This window comes from Natronomonas gomsonensis (genome assembly GCF_013391635.1).
Taxonomy (GTDB): Archaea; Halobacteriota; Halobacteria; order Halobacteriales; family Haloarculaceae; genus Natronomonas; species Natronomonas gomsonensis_A.
On the sequence record NZ_JACAWU010000001.1, the window covers coordinates 242806 to 259682 of the forward strand.

Sequence of the window (16877 nt, forward strand, 5' to 3'; positions counted from 1 at the left end):
GAACATGGGGGGAACCGATGTCTGAACACGCGACCGTCGGAGTGAACTGCGACATTCGACCCGGCGCCACCGTCGGCCCCGAAGGCCAATCCGGCGAGCCGCCAGTTCTCGGTGACGACTGCACCGTCCGTTCCGGGACGGTCATCTACGCGGACGTGACCGTCGGCGACGGGCTGGCGACCGGCCACGGCGTCCTCGTGCGTGAACACACCGACATCGGCGACGACTGCACCGTCGGGACGAACACCGTCATCGACGGCCACACCGTCGTCGGCGACCGGGTCAGCATGCAGACCGGCGTGTACGTCCCGACCCACACCGACATCGCGGACGACGTGTTCCTCGGGCCGAACGCCGTGTTGACGAACGACCCCTATCCGATACGCGGCGAGAACGAGCTCGAGGGGCCGACGCTAGAACGACACGCCTCCGTGGGAGCGAACGCGACGATACTGCCGGGCGTGACGGTGGGCGAGCGGTCGTTCGTCGCCGCCGGATCGGTCGTCATCGACGACGTGCCGTCCGGAACGCTCGCCGTCGGCGTGCCCGCGGAGCACCGACCGCTTCCGGAGCATCTCGACCGAGGGAACGTGATTCGATGAGCGAAACAGTCGACTCACGACGGGTGTACGGCACCGACGCCGCCGACGTCGGCGAGCGCTTCCGCAACGGTGCGTTCCCCGTCGCAGTGTACGGACTCGGGAAGATGGGTCTGCCGTTGGCGGCCGTCCTCGCGGACGTGTCGGGCAACGTCGTCGGCGCGGACATCGATTCCTCTGTCGTCGAGTCCGTCAACGAGGGGGCGTGCCACGTCGTCGGCGAACCGGGACTCGAAGAGCTGGTCGCCGAAACCGTCGAGTCGGGCGCGCTGCGGGCGGTCGCGGACGGGAAAACCGCGGCCAGCGAGGCATCGATGCACGTCGTCGTCGTCCCGACGCTGTTGACCGACAACAACCACCCGGACCTCGCTGCCGTCGAGTCCGTCCTCGACGACGTCGCGACGGGGCTGGAACCCGGCGATTTCGTCGTCATCGAATCGACCGTCCCGCCGCGGACGTGTTCCGACGCCGTCGTGCCGCAGTTGGCCGAACAGAGCGGCGTCGACCCCGACGAGTTCGGCGTGGCGTTCTGCCCCGAGCGAACCTCCAGCGGGCGGGCGCTCGTCGACATCCGGGAGTCGTACCCGAAAATCGTCGGCGGCGTCGACGACGAGAGCACGCGCCTCGCGGCCGAAATCTACGACGAGGTGACGACGAACGAGGTGGTTCCGGTGAGCGATTCGACGACCGCCGAGGCGACCAAGGTGTTCGGCGGCGTCTACCGCGACGTCAACATCGCCTTCGCCAACGAACTGGCGACGTACGCCGACGACCTCGGCATCGACGTTCGGGAGGCCATCGCCGCCTCCAACAGCCAGCCACACAGTCACATCCTCGAACCCGGTCCCGGCGTCGGCGGCCACTGCATTCCGGTGTACCCGTACTTCCTGCTCAACGAATTCGACGTGTACAGCCCGATTATCCGGATGTCGCGGGCGGTCAACGACAGCATGCCGACGTTCGTCGTCAAACAACTCCAGCGGGCGCTCTCGGAGGCGGGCACCGACCTGCAGGATTCGACCGTCCTCGTGTTGGGCGTCACCTACAGGGCCGGCGTCGAGGAAACACGCTTCAGCCCGGCGCTTACCATACTGGAGTTGCTGTCGGATTTTGGCGCCGAGACGCTCGCGGTCGACCCGCTGCTCGACGACATCGACGGGGACGCCGAGTTGCTGTCACAGGAGGCGGCCGCCGCCGCCGACCTCGATGCGGTCGTCCTCGTGACCCCTCACGAGGCCTTCGAGACCTTCCCGTGGAACGACCACGACGACCTGGTCGTCGTCGACACACGTGGCGTCCTCGACCCCGCAACCATAGAGAGCCGCGTCGTCACAATCGGCCGTGCCATGGAGGAGTGAGATGCGCGTGCTGTTCGACATCACGCATCCGGCACACGTCCACCTGTTCAAAAACGCCATCGCGGAACTGTCGGCCGACGGGGCCGCGGTTCGCGTCGTCTCCCGGGAGAAGGAAGTCACGACCGACCTGCTGGACGCCTACGGCATCGAGCACACGCCGCTGTCGTCGAAGGGCGACCGGAAGGCGAGTCTCGCCGCCGAGTGGGCACGTCGGGAGGTGCGGACCTTCCAGGTCGCGCGGTCGTTCGATCCCGACGTGGTCGTCAGCCACCTGAGTCCGTCGGCGGTCCACGCCGCCCGACTCGTGGGCGCCGAGAGCGTCGTCTTCAACGACCAAGAGCATCCCAACACCGTCCCGCGACTCACCGCCCCGCTGACGACGGCGTACTGTACGCCGCGGAGTTACGGCGCCGACCGCGGCGCGGTCCACCGCCGCTACGACGGCTTCCACGAGTTGGCGTATCTCCACCCGAACCGCTTCACCTCGGACCGCTCGATGCTCCGGGAACACGGCGTCGACCCCGAGGAGCCGTACGCACTCCTCCGGTTCGTCTCGATGGGCGCCCACCACGACGTCGGCGAACGGGGGATTTCCCCGAAAACACAGGCCGAACTCGTCGAGACGCTGTCGGCGTTCGGCGAGGTGTACGTCTCGACGGAGGCGCCGCTGCCCGAGTCGCTGTCGGCCAATCGGCTTCCGGTTCCACCGGAGTCGATGCACGACCTGCTCGCGGAGGCGTCGCTCTGCGTGACCGACTCGGCGACGATGGCGATGGAGGCGGCGGTGTTGGGAACGCCGACCGTCCGGTCGAACTCCATCGATGCCGGCGGCGAGTTCGGCACGCTCTCTGCGGTCGCCAGTTACGACCTCATCGAGCAGGTACCGGCGACGGACGTCGTCGCGGCCGCACGCCGATTGGCGAACGACCCAGACGCCGCCGCGCGGTGGGCCGAGCGACGGCAGGAACTGCTCGACGACACCGTCGACGTGACCGCCTACGAACTATCGGTCATTCGAGAGGTCGCCGATGCCTGAGGACGCCACGTTCCATCTCTGTCTCACACACGACGTCGACCGCGTCTACAAGCGGTTCGGCGCCATCTACGGTACGTTGCGCGACCGGAACCCACGGCACCTGAAGGCGTTGCTCCCGGGAACCGAGCCGTACTGGCGCTTCGAGGACGTGATGGCTATCGAAGACGACCTCGGTGTCCGCTCGGCGTTTTACTTCCTGAACGAACAGCGCCTCCGCGACCGGCCGGTTCGGGAGTGGCTCTCGGCGCAGAGCTGGCAGTTGTACGGCGACCGCTACTCCGTCAGCGACCCCGACATCGTCGACGTCATCCACCGGCTCGATTCGGGCGGCTGGGAGGTGGGACTGCACGGGTCCTACGAATCCTACCGGGAGCCACAGCGCCTCCGGGCCGAGAAGGGCGAACTCGAAGCGATTCTCGGAAGCAAGGTGGTCGGCGGCCGCCAGCACTACCTGAACCTCGACGTACCCGAGACGTGGGAGATGCAGGCCGACGTCGGACTCCGGTACGACGCCAGCCTCGGCTCCTCGGAGACGTACGGCTTCGACCACGGCTACACACCGCTCCGACCGTTCGACGACGAGTTCGTCGTGTTCCCGTTGACGGTGATGGAGCTGTCGCTGCCGAACGTCGAGTGCAGGCCGAACCGGGCGTGGCGGGTCTGTGAGCGACTGCTGGAAGAAGCCCGCGAGAACGGCGCCGTCATGACCGTGCTGTGGCACCCGCGGTTCTTTTACGAAAACGACTTCCCGAACTACGGGGCGCTGTACCGTCGGCTCATCGAGCGCGCACTCGAACTCGGGGCGTGGGTGGGGCCACCCGGAGAGCTGTACGAACAGCTCGACCACACGGTAGGGATGGAGATGGAGCCGAACCGATAGCGGCCGCCGACACCCCTACACGAACACGACCGGTCGTGAAATAATCCACAGCGACAGCACCGTGTATCCGACCATCAGGACGACCAGTGGGAGGTGACCGCGGCCGGCCGAGTCGCCGTATCGCTCGACCGCGACGCGGTGAGCGGCGACGACGGCGACGACGTGGCCGAACACGACGAGCGCGACTTGAGATCCCCAGAAAACCGGCATCGAGAGCCAGCCGAGGGGGTCGAGGGAGCCGACGGCCGGCACGAGGGGACTGGCGGCGATTTCGAGTAGCGTAGCGAGGCTCCGAAGGACGTAGGGGTAGTTGTGGGCGATTTCGTAGGCGGCCGCAATCGGGAGGACGGTCGGGGCGAAGCCGTACAGCGCGTCGACGACGGCGTCCTCGGCGGGCCGCCCGAGGCGCTCGACCGCCCACACGGTGAGGGCGAACGTCGCGACGAAACCGACGAGGCCGATGGCGTACAGGAAAATTGCCGTTTCGGGACCGGTGCCGAGCGCGTCTCGGGTCGCGAACAGGACCGTCTGGAACGCCCTGAGGTTCGTGAAGCCGTCGAAACTGACCGTGTACACCATCGCGACGACGAAGACGACGCTCGCGACGCCGTCGACGGGGGCGCGACACCCCAGCCACGGCGGACGGGCCGCGACGGCGTACCCGCCGTCGTCGGTGCGAGACCACTCAAGCGGCGCGACGCGTCCGAACAGTCGATAGAACACCGCGAGCGGGTCCGCTCGCCGGAGCCACGACCGCCCGAAACAGCCCGCGCCGACGACCATCGTGAGGCCGTAGGCCGCGACGACGGCGGTCGTCAACCGCGGCGACCGCGGGACGACCGTCAGCGTCTCGGTGATACCGACGAGGGCGAGAAAGCCGACGAGCGCCGGCCACGTCCCGAACGCCGTCGGATAGGACCCGAGCAGGGCGACGGCCCCGCCTTCGAGTCGAACGAGGCCGTCGTAAACCGCCTCCCACGGCGACAGCGTCGGCCACGGGCTTCCGAACAGGATGGCAAGGAGGGCGACCCCTCGGAACCACACCGGCCAGACGAACACTGTCGCGGCGTTCTCGGCCGGGACCTGTCGCCCGACGACGCCGACCACCAGCGCCGCGATAACGGCGAGAAAGAAGAGCCCGCGGGCCACGCCTCGAAGGGGTCCGACGAGCGACGGCGGAACCGTCAGCAGGTGTCGACGACGAGGGGATTCGGACGGTTCCGGGGAGCGAGCCAGCCACAGCGCCGTCACCGCGACGGTGACGCCGGCGCCGACCAGAAGCAGCCACAGCGGAATCGGCGCGTCGAAGCGAGAGCCGGTCACGTCGTGTGCGGCCGCGAGGCCGGGACCGACAGCGAGCACAATCGTGACGACGAGGCCGACCGAAAGCGACGGTACGGACCGGCGGTGAGCCATTCCCCCGACGGTAATCACCGACGAGTGAAAAGCCGCTCTGGTTCGTGTCTCGAACGGCCGCTTCCGATGGGTACGCTTTTGCGCGGCGATTCCCGAGAGGAGACAGATGCGCGTCCGCACTGCGGTCGTTCTCGGTGGGTTGCTCGCCGTCTTAGGCGCCGGACTCGTCGTGGGATTGGGCGGCATCGGCGCCTCGCCGTTCGGTGGCACCTTCGAGGAGTCGTGGGTGAGCGACACCCCGCGGGACAACGAGTTCAACCACCACGCCATCGGTGCCGGGAGCGACGGAGACGTACTCGTCGCGCCGGTCACCGAACAACCCGGTGACGACGCCGAACTGACGAACACCTCCTGTTCGCTCGTCCGACTCGCCGACGACGACGGCGAGGCGCTGTGGCAGGACGGAATGCCGCCGGAGGCGTGTTTCACCCACGCGCTCACCGAACCGGCCATCGACGACATCGACGGCGACGGGGAACGGGAGGTCGCCGTCGCGACGACCGAGGATGCCCTCGTCGTCTACGACGGAACGGACGGAACCGAGCAGTGGCGCGTCCCGCTGTCGACGTACGGTTACGCGCGGCCGACGATAGCGAACGTCACAGCCGCTGACGGCCGAGAAATCGTCGCCAGCGACATCGACGGCGGCGTCGTCCTCGCCCACAGCAACGGAACCGTCGCGTGGCGGGTCGCCCTGAACGAGACCGTCGGCGAGCGGGTGTCGGTGTACGGGGCGCCGCTCGTGGAGGACTTCGACGGCGACGGCCGACCCGAAATCCTCGTCGGCACCACGGAGTCGTTGGTGTTGCTCTCGGCGGACGGAACCGTCGAGTGGCAGCGAGACGACGGCGCGCGGTACGTCGCCAGCGCACGGACCGACGACGGCGTCGAGATAGTCGTCGCCGGAACCGCGGCCGTCCGCTCTTACGACGGCGCCTCTGGTGCCGAGACGTGGAACCGGTCGATTTCGAACGGCCGTCTCCACACCGTCGCGGACGGCGACGGCGACGACACCCCCGAAGTGTACCTCGGGCGAATCGAAAGCGAGGTCGTCGTTTTGGACGCCGAGTCGGGTGACACCGAGTGGTCCACGACGGTGTCGAGCGAGGACACCATCGTCGCGGCGCCCCGACTCGGCGACGTGACCGGCGACGGCAGTCCCGAAGTCCTCGCGGCGGCACGGACCGGGACCGTCACCGCCCTCGACGCCGACTCCGGCGGGGAGGTGGCCGTCTACGAGCGCTCGGTTCCGGTCTGGACGTTCGTCACCCCGGCCGACATCGACGGCGACGACCGCGACGAGGTGTTGGTCCGCTACGGCGACGGCCGCGTCGTCGCCCTCGAATACGTGTCTTAGTCGCCGCTTTGACCGCTGAAACGCGGTTTCTTCACCGCCAAAACCGGCAACAAATTCCACATCATTTACTATCCGTCCATCTGACAGGACGGTATGATTCTCTGTGTCGACCAAAGCGAGGCCGACCGCGAGGCGACGCGGGCGGCTCTCGATCCTATCTACGAGGTCGAGACGACCGCGTCGCTGTCCGATGCTCGGAGCGTACTCACAGAGCGGACCGTCGAGTGTCTGGTCACGGAGTACGACCTCCCGGACGGCACCGGGTTAGAACTGATTCGAGCAGCGCGAAACGACGCCCCGGACGCCGCGTGTATCCTGTTTACCGACACGCCGCTGGACGACATCGACACCGCCGCCTTCGGTGACGTGGTCGCGGAGTACCTCTCGAAGGACGACCCCGACGCCCACGAGGAACTCACCGAACTCGTCGAACACGCGCGGCTGTTTCGAAACCAGACTGCGTATCCGCTTCCGGACGACGAGGACGCGAGAGTGGCGGCGCTCGAACGGTACGCGACCGACCCCGAATCGCTCGGGGACTCCCTCGACCGACTGACCGAACTCGCCACGGCACTGTTCGACCTCGACGCCGCCGCCGTCGGCCTCGTCGACGCCCACGAACAGCGGTTTCTCTCCTGTTTCGGCGTCTCCTTCGACCCAGTCGAACGCGAGGAGACGGTCTGTACCTACGCACTGCTCGACGAGGGGGTGACCGTCATCGAGGACACCAACGAGGACCCACGGTTCGAGGACAACGAAGGGCTACAATCCGCCGACATCCGGTTTTACGCGAGCGCGCCCGTCACGACGCCCGAGGGCCACGCCATCGGGACGTTCTGCGTCTACGACGACGAACCGCGGGCGTTCTCCGAACGCGAGCGTGAACTGCTCTCGCTTTTGGCCGACGAGGCGATGGAGCAGTTGACGTTGCGTCTGAAGCTCCGCGAACGCGGGGGTGGTCGCGATGCGTGATGAGTACCGATTCGCCGAGTTGCCGCTGGCTGATATCCGACCGGGAACCAGCGTGCTCGTCTCCGGTCCGACCCACGACGGCGCTCGAAGCCTCAGCATGCAGATGCTTGCCGGCGAGTACGACGAGGGCGCCATCATCGTCACGACGAACCAGCGCGCGTCTCGGGTGGCTGAGGACTGCCAGCGATTCGGTATCGACGTTCGAGACGACCGGACCGCGATTCTCGACTGCGTCGGCGACGACGACGACCCGGACGTACCGGCGCGAGTGTTGCCCGTCTCCGGCCCCTCGGACCTCACCGGCATCGGGATGCGGTTCTCCGACGTGTATCGGGAGTTCAAAACCACGGACATCGACCGCGTTCGGACGGGACTCTGTTCGGTGTCGACGCTGTTGTCCTTCGGCGACCTCCGAACGGTGTCTCGATTCACCCACACGCTCGTGGGGCGTATCGACAAGGTCGACGGGCTCGGCGTGTTCGTCGTCGACCCCGCCGGACACGACGAACAGGCCATCAACACGCTCGCGCAGTTCTGTTCGGGCCGCATCGAGGTTCGCGACCGCGACGGCAGGGCCGAACTCAGGACGCGGGGACTGGCCGACCAACCGCGGGAATGGACGCCGTTCGACGCGTTCCCGTGACCATCACGGTGGGTCAGACGACTTCGAAGGATTCGGGAACCGTCCGTCCATCCCGGTAGCGTTCGAGGTAGTAGACGACGCCGGGTTGATGTGCCGCGCCGACGACGAGGTGGACCTCCTCGGCGTCGTCGTTGTGGAAGACGGCGTAGTCGGCCATCCGCTCGTTGCGCGCGTGGGTGACGATTTCCAGCTCCGGGTCGTGTCCTCGGAGCCACTCGCGTTCCAGCGGTTGGGGGAGGAAGTTGCGCTCGTAGTATCGCTGGAGGGCGCCGAGGCGTTCGGGATTGCGACTCGCCTCGCTGCTGAGCGCAAACGCCTCGTAGCTCTTGCCGACCGCGAGGTCCGCGTGGGTGGTCAGGAAATCCGCCGCCACGTCGCCGAGGGCGCGCTCGAAGGCCTCGCCGTACACCGGCGTTCCGGAGTCGATGAGCGAGAAGGTGGCCTTCCGGAACGTCTCCGTGACCGCGGGGAGGTTCTCCAACAGCGCGTCGACGCCGGACTCCGGAAGCGCCTCCAGATGCGACGGCAAGTCCAGTTCCGCACACCGCTGCATCGCCCACCGGTAGTCGTCCATCTCACAGGTCGAAGGGAAGTCCTCGAAGTACATCGGCCGGATGCCCTGCTCGCAGTAGACGACGGCATCGCGGTCCTGGAACGCCGAGACGTGCTCGCGGAGGAACGCCCGCTCCTCGTCGGTGCCGGCGTGGGTGACGCCGTGGACGTGGAAGGCGTGGCCGTCGACGACGACACGAGTCCCGGGAAGCCCCTCGTCGTCGGAGTCGGGGGCCTGTGTTTGCCGGATGGCTGTCTCCCACGCCACCTTCGCCCGGAAGTACGCCTCGTGAACCGAATCCACCTCGAAACGCTCGGCCAACTCCTCGAGGTCCTCGGCGGTTCGAATCGCGTCGATTCGGTCGGCGGGGTCCGCTCGCTCCATCGGGCGTGCTACGTTCGCCTCGGCAATCAAAGCGTCTTCGATGTGCGTGAGTCATACCCGTTCAGAGGAGAGTCAATGCACCGAAGAGCGCTCACTGAGCGGCGAGGACGAGCAGCGCCGTCGCATCGGTGACCGCCTTCGGCGAGATATCCTGGTCGCCGTCGAACCGAACAATCTCGCCGGCATCGAGTTCGTGCGTCGAGTCGTCGAGCGCGAGGTCGAGACGCCCCTCCAGTAGATACAGAACGATGTGTCGGTCGGGGTGGCGGTGTGGTGGTATCTCCTCGCCGGCCGAAAGCGACAGCCGGACCGTCTTGGGTTCGGTTCCCGGAAACACGTTCGCCTGCGGCGTCGAGTCGAGTTCCGAGAGGTGGCGTTTCGTGGGCACGCTCGACGTTCGGGTGCCGACCACCTCCGCCCGTCGCCGAACATGTTCGTGTCTCAATCGCTGGGATTCCGCACACCCGTTTGTTACGTGGCGTGACGAGGAGTACGTATGAAGTACGACGACCCCGACGCAGGCCGCGTCGTTGCAGAGCGAACCCGTGAGTTCATCGACGACGTTGTTGTTCCGAAGGAGCGGTCGCTGGCAAGCGGCGGCGACGTGTCCGCCCACACCGTCAAGGAACTGCGGGACGCCGCACGGGAGTACGAGGTGTACGCGCCCCAAATCGACGCCGAGTACGGCGGACTCGGCTTGAGTTTCCGCGAGGCGTTGCCCGTCTTCGAGGCCGCCGGCCGCTCGTTGCTCGGACCGCTCGCCCTCCGGGTCGACGCCCCCGACGAGGGGAACATGCACCTGTTGGAACTCGTCGGCGACGACCTCCAGAAGGAGCGGTATCTCCAGCCGCTCGTCGACGGGACGATGCGGTCGGCGTTTGCGATGACCGAACCGCAACCCGGTGCGGGGTCGGACCCGAAGATGATTCGCACACGCGCCGAGCGCGATGGGGACGAGTGGGTCATCGACGGCCACAAGTGGTGGACGACACAGGGCGTCGAAGCCGACGTGTTCGTCGTCCTCGCCCGAACGGACCCCGAAGTCCACCCCTACGAGGGGTGTTCGCTGTTCCTCGTCGACGCCGAGACGCCGGGCGTCGATGTGGTTCGGAACATCCCCCACATGGGCGGCGGACCGACCGGGAAGAGCCACGCCGAGGTGAAATTCGAGAACGTTCGCGTCCCCAACGAACACCTCCTCGGCGAGGAGGGAGAGGGCTTTGCCGCCGCTCAGCGGCGGCTCGGACCGGCCCGGCTGACACACTGTCTGCGGTTCTCCGGCGTCGCCGACCGCGCCCTCGACATCGCGTCGGCGTACCTCTCCGAGCGGGAGGCCTTCGGCACGCCGCTTTCGGACAAGCAGGCCCAGCGGTTCGCCATCGCCGATTCGGGGACGCGGCTCCACGCCGCCCGAACGCTCGTGCGCCACGCCGCCGACCGAATCGAAGCGGGCGAGGAGGCACGCACCGAGGTCGCGATGGCGAAGACGTTCACCGCCGAAGTGGTCCAGGAGGCCGTCGACACCGCCGTTCAGGCCTGCGGCGGTAGCGGCATCGGCAAGGACCTCCCGCTGTCGGACTTCTACGAGTCGGTTCGTGCCTTCCGTATCATCGATGGCGCCGACGAAGTCCACAAGCGCGTCGTCGCCCGAGAACTGCTCGCCGACCCGCCGACGGAGGAGCTCGACGTGCTCCCGACGTTCGAGGGGCGAACCGTCGAGTAACCGTGCCGACTCTCAGGAACTGGGACGCCGACTACCGATTGAAACCCGCGGGTACCGTATTCATGGGTATGAAGGGTGGACACCGGCACAAACGGAGGGGACGGACCCGATGACCGCCGACGGACTCCAGTTGGCCGTGGTCGTGGCCAACACGGTGACGCTCGTCGTCGGCGGCTTCGTGACGCTACTCGCCGTGAGGGCGTACCGACGGACCGGCTCGCGGTCGCTGCGAGCGCTGTCGGCCGGCCTCGGCTGTATCACCGGCGGGACGCTGCTCGGGGGGCTACTGCACCAATCGGAACTCGCCTCGCTGCTCGTCGGCGTCACCGTCCACAGCGCCTCCATCGCACTCGGGTTCCTGCTGTTGGCGTGGTCGCTGTTCGGCCCCGATGCCGCGTTCGAACCGCAACTCACCACGTCGAGAGACGAACAGTGACTCACCGCCGGTTTCGACGCGTCCAGAACACGGCGAGCAACACGACCGCGTGAGCGACGGCGCCGGCCAGCGCCAACCACCGACCACCCTCGACGGCCGCCCCCGCGCCGGCGAGCAGTCCACCACCCTCCACGACGACGCCGACGGCGAGCAGGGCGACGGCGACCGCCGCAGTTCGGTCGTCGACCCCCATCGCCGAGGCGACGGTCGGCGGATAGAACTGGTATTCGACGCCGACGACGGCGAGGCCGAGAAAGCCGAGCAACGCGAGTCGAGCGTGGGCCGAAGCGACGTCGGAACTGATTCCCTCGACCGCCATGTGGACGCCGAGCAGGGCGACCCCCGCCGCGGCGACGGCGGCGAGGACGACAGTGTACAGCCCGATTCGACGCCGGTCGCTCCGGAGGAACATGTCGACGTAGGCGACGCCGAAGCCGAGGAGCGCGAGCGCCTGAACGCCGGCACCGAGGTGGAACCACCCACCACCGCCGAAGGCTGTCGCCAGAAGCAGCGGCCCGGCCGCGCCAGCGGGGAGAACGACTGCGACCAGCGGCCATCTCGGTGTGACGACGAGGAATCGCGGTAGTAATCGAAAGCCGAGCGTGAACACGAGCAGCGCGGCCGTCCCGGCGGCGAAGAGGTGAGTCACCGGCGGGCCGCCGGTCGGGAGCGGTCCGAATCCGATACCGAGCGACAGCACCGACCCGACGAGGAGGTAGCCGAGCGCGGCCGGGACGAAGGCGTTGGCGAAGCGGTCGACCCGCAGTCTGTCGGCCTTCGCGTCGCTGGTCCCGGTTTCGCCGCCGGAGAGGTTGTCGCGGACGCTCCAGGCGAGCGTTCCGACGAAGACGAGACACCCCAGCGCCCACAGCGCGGCGCCGACGGTTCCCCACATGGTCGGGAGGAAACCGGCCGCTTCCGCCGCGACGGCGGCGGTTCCGACGACGGCAAGCGGGAAGTGGACCGCCGGTGCCCGGGGGAACGCGAGCGCTCGGTCGAAGTAGGAGGGGACGAGCGCGTAGGCCTTCCCGAACACCGTATGCAGGACGAAGCCGTACAGGCCGACGACGACGGCGGGGCGGCCGACGCCAGCGACGACGGCCGCCTGCCAGCAGACGAACCACCCGAGACCGGCGAGTACGAATAGCCGCGTCCACCGCGCAGTCGCCGAGGAGGCGCTCATCGCCGGCCGTTCGTGGCCGAGCGTGAAAGTCCTCGGGGACGAGTCGGAGATAACGGCAGAACGCCGAGGCCGTGTCGGTTCCGATTATGTTCGGTTCGAGAGCATCGTCGGCGAGTCGGTCTGGGCTTCGATGTCGCCTCGCGGGACGAGGTGCTGTTCGGCGAACCGGCGGATGACCCGCCCCTCGGCGCGGTGAAGCGTCTCGCTGCACGTCGATTTGGCGAGACCGACGGCATCGGCGAGTTCGGTGAGCGAACACTCCCGCGGTGTGTCGTAGTAGCCACACTCGACGGCCGTCAACAGCAGTTCGGCCTGCCGCTGTGAGAGTAGCCGGTCGGGTTCGGTGTCCTCGTGGACGGCTTCGACGGTGTAGGAGAGGCCGAACCGGTCGAATTCCTCCCCAAGCGTCGAGAGTCGGTCGTGGGAGGCTCTGAGTTCGATTTCGGCGGTGCCCTCCCTGATGAGTACCGGCGGTTCGATGGGGATGCCCGAGGCCTGCGCAGACAGCAACAACAGGGGTGCAGTCGTTTCGATTTGGACGACGACGCGGCCCGCGGACTGCTGGAGCGGTTCGATGTCGTTTATTTGCGGATTTTCGACCATCGAGCGAATCGCCGGCTCCAGCTCGGGGGCGGTAATCTCGACGAGTGCGAATCCCACGTCGTCGGTGGGCATCGTCGCGAGCACACGGAACGTCGCGTCGGCGTGTGTCGTCGTCACCTGGTGAATCCAGGTTCGCTCCGGAAGGTCGACGGTGAGTTCGGCCCGTGGCATACCCGAGGGTATGGAACCCGACGGGAAAGCCCCGTCGTCGCCTCCCAAATGTTGGGATTCGGCCGCGTGAGCGCCACACTCGGCCGCAGCGAACATGTTCGGGTCGGTCCCGAGCGGTGGGATGCCCCTCGACGGTCTTTATCCATCGGTATCCTCGCTCCGAACGTAATGGGACGACACGATTCGACGCGACGGCGAGTGCTTCAGGTGACTGGAACGACGGTTGCCGCGGGCCTACTCGCCGGCTGTACCGGCGGTGGCAACGGCGACAGTGGAAATGGTAACGGTGACAGCGGAAACGGCAACGGCAACGGCGGAAACGGCAATAGCGACGATGGGAACGGTGGCGGCGACAGCGGCGGTGACACCGCCCAGTTCGACGGTTGGTTCGATGGCGTGTCGAACTACGACGGCGTCACCGACGCGACAGGCGAGTCGGAGGTCACAGTCGAGGTTGGCGCCGGCTCCGACGGACTGCTGTTCAGTCCGCCCGCGATTCGAGTCGACGCCGGCACGACGGTCGTCTGGGAGTGGAGCGGCAACGGTGGCGCCCACAACGTCGTCGACGACGGTGGCGACTTCGAGAGCGACCTCTACAGCGAAGCCGGCGAGACCTTCGAGTACACCTTCGACAGCGCCAGAACGTCTAAGTACTACTGTAATCCCCACAAATCGATGGGGATGAAAGGCGTCGTCGTCGTCGAGTAAGCCGTCGAGTTCGAGCCCTTCCTTTCTCGCGTGCGTGCCGACGATAACCAGCCGCCGACAGCGGGTGCGCCGAACGCTGCGACCCGAGGAAGGACCCGGCGGATGGGCGGCCGAACATGTTCGGACCCATCTCAGGCGTCGGGACCCTGCTCGGGACGGTATATGCGTCCCTCCAGTACTGCCGCATGTAGCACCGCCCGGCGACCAACGACACCAGAGGACAATGACCGACACGACCCATACGGAGACGGACGACGCACAGGGCCGGGACGAGGAGATGCTGTTACCGCAGTTGGGCCTCGACCGGCGGGACTTCATGAAAGCCGGCGCCGCCGCCGGGACCCTCGGGGCCATGGCCGGTTGTACCGGCCTGCTCGACCGCGACGACGGGACCGGGGCCGGTGGCGCCAGCGGCAACGCCGACGCCCACGTCCCGCCCGGGGAACTCGACGAGTACTACGCCTTCCTCAGCGGCGGCCACTCAGGGGACATCCGCGTCCTCGGGTTGCCGTCGATGCGGGAGATAATGCGCATCCCGGTGTTCAACCACGAGAGCGCACGCGGCTACGGCTACGACGACGAGAGCAGCGAGATGCTCGAGGAGGCGGGCGGCTACACGTGGGGGGACACCCATCACCCGCGTGTCAGCCAGACGGACAACGACTACGACGGCCGCTGGGCGTTCGTCAACGACAAGGCCAACGGCCGGATGGCCCGCATCAACCTGAAGTACTTCGAGACGGACGCCATCGTCGACATCCCGAACCAGCAGGGGACCCACGGCGCCTGTTGTGTCCTTCCGGACACGAAGTACGTCATCGGCGTCGGCGAGTTCCGCGTCCCGCTGGAGAACGACGGCCGCAGTCTCGACGCCCCCGACGAGTACGGCTCGGTGTTCGCCGCCATCAACCCCGAGACGATGAACGTCGAGTGGGAGGTGCTGGTCGACGGCAACATGGACAACGGCGACGGCGGCAAGGAGGGCAAGTGGTTCTTCACCACCGGCTACAACAGCGAGGGCGGGGTCACCGAATCCGAGATGACCCAGTCGGACCGCGACATGGTGAAGGCGTTCAACATCCCGGCCATCGAGGCCGCCGTCGAGGCCGGCGACTACGAGGAGATAAACGAGGTTCCGGTCGTCGACGGCCGACAGGACAGCCCGCTGAACAGCGGGAGCGACCCCGTCGTCAAGTACATCCCGACGCCGAAGAGTCCCCACGGCGTCAGCGTCACGCCGGACAACAACTACGCCATCGCCAGCGGGAAACTCGACCCGACGGCGACGGTCATCGACATCGCGGCGCTCGACGAGGTCGACGACCCCGAGGAGGCGGTCGTCGGCCGGCCACGACTCGGAATGGGGCCGCTGCACACCGCCTACGACGGCCGCGGCCACGCCTACACGACGCTGTTCATCGACTCGCAAGTCGTCAAGTGGGACATCGAGGCCGCCGTCGAGGCCGACCTCGGCAGCGAGGACCCGGTCGTCGAGAAAATCGACGTCCACTACAACCCCGGTCACCTCATCGCCAGCGAGTCCTACACGGCCGACCCGGCGGGTGACTGGCTCATCTCGCTGAACAAGCTCTCGAAGGACCGCTTCCTCCCGGTCGGGCCGATGCACCCCGAGAACGACCAGCTCATCTACATCGGCGACGACGAGGGTGGAATGGAGTTGGTGAAGGACAAACCGTCCTACGCCGAACCCCACGACGCCTCCATCGTCCACCGGGACAAGATAGAGCCGGCGAAGACCTACGACCCCGAGGACCTCGACTTAGAGCACACCGCCGCCGGCGAGGAGTCCGTCGAGCGGGTCGCCGACGACCGCGTCGAGGTGAAGATGTACTCGATGCGCAACGAGTTCGGCTTCCCGGACATCACCGTTCAGGAGGGCGACACCGTCGAGATGCAGGTGACGAACATCGAGACGACCAGCGACATCCTGCACTCGCTGGTCATCCCCGAACACGATGTCAACATCAAGATGGCGCCACAGGAGACGACGAAAGTGACCTTCGAGGCCGACGAGCCAGGGGTCTACTGGATGTACTGTGGGTTCTTCTGCAGTGCACTCCACCTGGAGATGCGCTCTCAGCTCCTCGTCGAACCGGAGGGATAACCCATGAAGTCGTCGCTCGCGCGGTTCGCGGAACTCCGGCGTGGGTTGCCCCTGCTGGCGGCGGGGCTCCTGCTGCTCGCACTCGCGGTGCCGATGTGGCGCATCACGCTCACCGCGCCGCAGTACCCCGGTCAGGCGCTGGCCATCGAGCTGTACGCCTACCCGCGGCTGGGCGGCGACTACGTCGAAGTCCACAGCCTCAACAAGTACGTCGGGTTCTACTACCCCGACCCCGTCTACGTCGAGCCGAACTTCCCGGTCCACGAGAACTCCATCCGCGTTCCGGAGTGGATACTGGGGCCGGTAGCGTTCGTCGCCATCGCCGCGACCGGCGTGTTCGTCTCGCTGGCGCCGACCGTCCGCAAGCTCAAACGCGGGCTGACCGCCCAACTGGTCGGGACCGTCGTGACGTTCGCCGTCATGTTCGCGCTCATCCAGTACCGGCTGTATCAGGCCGGCCACTCCCTCGACCCCGATGCCCCGCTGCGTGGCGTCGAAGGGTTCACTCCGCCCGTGCTGGGCGGCTACGAGGTGGCGAACATCAGCGGGTTCGCGTGGTTCGGCCCCGGCGGGTACCTGACGATGCTGGCGGTCGTCCTGCTGGGCGTCGCTTTCCTCGCCCGCGACAGCGAGGCGACGTTCGGCGACGTGCCGGGGCTGGTCCGTGAACGAATCGGCGGCGTCCGTCGCCGCGAGAGCGGCGTTCGGAACGAACCGGGAGGTGACTGAG

Annotated in this window: 17 protein-coding genes; 12 read left to right on the forward strand and 5 right to left on the reverse strand. The window is 67.3% G+C overall.

From position 1 onward, the window contains the following. The first annotated feature begins 17 nt into the window (after positions 1-17). Genes HWX69_RS01440 through HWX69_RS01455 form a run of 4 tightly spaced genes read left to right on the forward strand, consistent with a single transcriptional unit; the run spans position 18 to position 3873 of the window. Positions 18-602, forward strand: a complete 585-nt coding sequence (locus tag HWX69_RS01440; RefSeq protein WP_178915292.1) for an N-acetyltransferase — start codon at positions 18-20, stop codon at positions 600-602. Next, entirely contained in the window at positions 599-1957 is a 1359-nt protein-coding gene (locus HWX69_RS01445) for a nucleotide sugar dehydrogenase (protein WP_178915293.1), read from the forward strand. The genes HWX69_RS01440 and HWX69_RS01445 overlap by 4 nt, the downstream gene beginning before the upstream one ends. A gap of 1 nt (position 1958) precedes the next feature. Further along, positions 1959-2993 (forward strand): DUF354 domain-containing protein, encoded by a 1035-nt coding sequence (locus HWX69_RS01450; protein WP_178915294.1) that lies wholly within the window; start codon positions 1959-1961, stop codon positions 2991-2993. Further along, a complete protein-coding gene (locus tag HWX69_RS01455) occupies positions 2986-3873 on the forward strand; it encodes a polysaccharide deacetylase family protein (RefSeq protein ID WP_178915295.1) in 888 nt (295 codons plus the stop codon). Before HWX69_RS01450 ends, HWX69_RS01455 begins: the two co-directional genes overlap by 8 nt. Positions 3874-3888: 15 nt before the next feature. Here HWX69_RS01455 and HWX69_RS01460 read toward each other — a convergent pair whose 3' ends face one another. After that, positions 3889-5289 (reverse strand): hypothetical protein, encoded by a 1401-nt coding sequence (locus tag HWX69_RS01460; RefSeq protein ID WP_178915296.1) that lies wholly within the window; start codon positions 5287-5289, stop codon positions 3889-3891. 106 nt (positions 5290-5395) lie between these two features. Between HWX69_RS01460 and HWX69_RS01465 the strand changes: the two genes are divergently transcribed. The 3 genes from HWX69_RS01465 to HWX69_RS01475 all read left to right on the forward strand — a co-directional run bounded on the left by HWX69_RS01465 (position 5396) and on the right by HWX69_RS01475 (position 8261). After that, the gene (locus tag HWX69_RS01465; protein ID WP_178915297.1) at positions 5396-6646 is read left to right on the forward strand and encodes an outer membrane protein assembly factor BamB family protein; all 1251 of its coding nucleotides are present in this window, start codon (positions 5396-5398) and stop codon (positions 6644-6646) included. A gap of 93 nt (positions 6647-6739) precedes the next feature. Continuing rightward, positions 6740-7618 carry a GAF domain-containing protein gene (locus HWX69_RS01470; protein ID WP_178915298.1) on the forward strand — a complete coding sequence of 293 codons (879 nt, stop codon included), beginning with the start codon at positions 6740-6742 and terminating at the stop codon, positions 7616-7618. Next, a complete protein-coding gene (locus HWX69_RS01475; RefSeq protein WP_178915299.1) occupies positions 7611-8261 on the forward strand; it encodes an RAD55 family ATPase in 651 nt (216 codons plus the stop codon). The genes HWX69_RS01470 and HWX69_RS01475 overlap by 8 nt, the downstream gene beginning before the upstream one ends. A gap of 13 nt (positions 8262-8274) precedes the next feature. Here the strand turns inward: HWX69_RS01475 and HWX69_RS01480 are convergent, their stop codons facing one another. Further along, positions 8275-9198, reverse strand: a complete 924-nt coding sequence (locus HWX69_RS01480) for a hypothetical protein (protein ID WP_178915300.1) — start codon at positions 9196-9198, stop codon at positions 8275-8277. A gap of 91 nt (positions 9199-9289) precedes the next feature. After that, the gene (locus HWX69_RS01485) at positions 9290-9586 is read right to left on the reverse strand and encodes a cupin domain-containing protein (protein ID WP_178915301.1); all 297 of its coding nucleotides are present in this window, start codon (positions 9584-9586) and stop codon (positions 9290-9292) included. Positions 9587-9694: 108 nt separating this feature from the next. Between HWX69_RS01485 and HWX69_RS01490 the strand changes: the two genes are divergently transcribed. Both HWX69_RS01490 and HWX69_RS01495 read left to right on the forward strand, forming a co-directional pair. Continuing rightward, positions 9695-10921, forward strand: a complete 1227-nt coding sequence (locus tag HWX69_RS01490) for an acyl-CoA dehydrogenase family protein (RefSeq protein ID WP_178915302.1) — start codon at positions 9695-9697, stop codon at positions 10919-10921. Between the two features lie 109 nt (positions 10922-11030). Continuing rightward, positions 11031-11357, forward strand: coding sequence for a DUF7521 family protein (locus HWX69_RS01495; protein ID WP_178915303.1), 327 nt, complete (start codon positions 11031-11033; stop codon positions 11355-11357). Between the two features lies 1 nt (position 11358). On the opposite strand, the gene HWX69_RS01500 is transcribed toward HWX69_RS01495, so the two are convergent. Further along, positions 11359-12540 (reverse strand): hypothetical protein, encoded by a 1182-nt coding sequence (locus tag HWX69_RS01500; RefSeq protein ID WP_178915304.1) that lies wholly within the window; start codon positions 12538-12540, stop codon positions 11359-11361. Between the two features lie 84 nt (positions 12541-12624). Beyond that, positions 12625-13314, reverse strand: a complete 690-nt coding sequence (locus HWX69_RS01505; protein WP_178915305.1) for a helix-turn-helix domain-containing protein — start codon at positions 13312-13314, stop codon at positions 12625-12627. A 168-nt stretch (positions 13315-13482) separates the two neighbouring features. On the opposite strand from HWX69_RS01505, the gene HWX69_RS01510 reads away from it, so the two are divergent. From HWX69_RS01510 to HWX69_RS01520, 3 genes are all read left to right on the forward strand, one after another. Continuing rightward, the gene (locus tag HWX69_RS01510) at positions 13483-14022 is read left to right on the forward strand and encodes a halocyanin domain-containing protein (RefSeq protein ID WP_178915306.1); all 540 of its coding nucleotides are present in this window, start codon (positions 13483-13485) and stop codon (positions 14020-14022) included. Between the two features lie 223 nt (positions 14023-14245). Continuing rightward, positions 14246-16147, forward strand: a complete 1902-nt coding sequence (nosZ, locus tag HWX69_RS01515) for a TAT-dependent nitrous-oxide reductase (RefSeq protein WP_178915307.1) — start codon at positions 14246-14248, stop codon at positions 16145-16147. 3 nt (positions 16148-16150) lie between these two features. After that, a complete protein-coding gene (locus tag HWX69_RS01520; protein ID WP_178915308.1) occupies positions 16151-16876 on the forward strand; it encodes a hypothetical protein in 726 nt (241 codons plus the stop codon). Position 16877 lies beyond the last annotated feature (1 nt).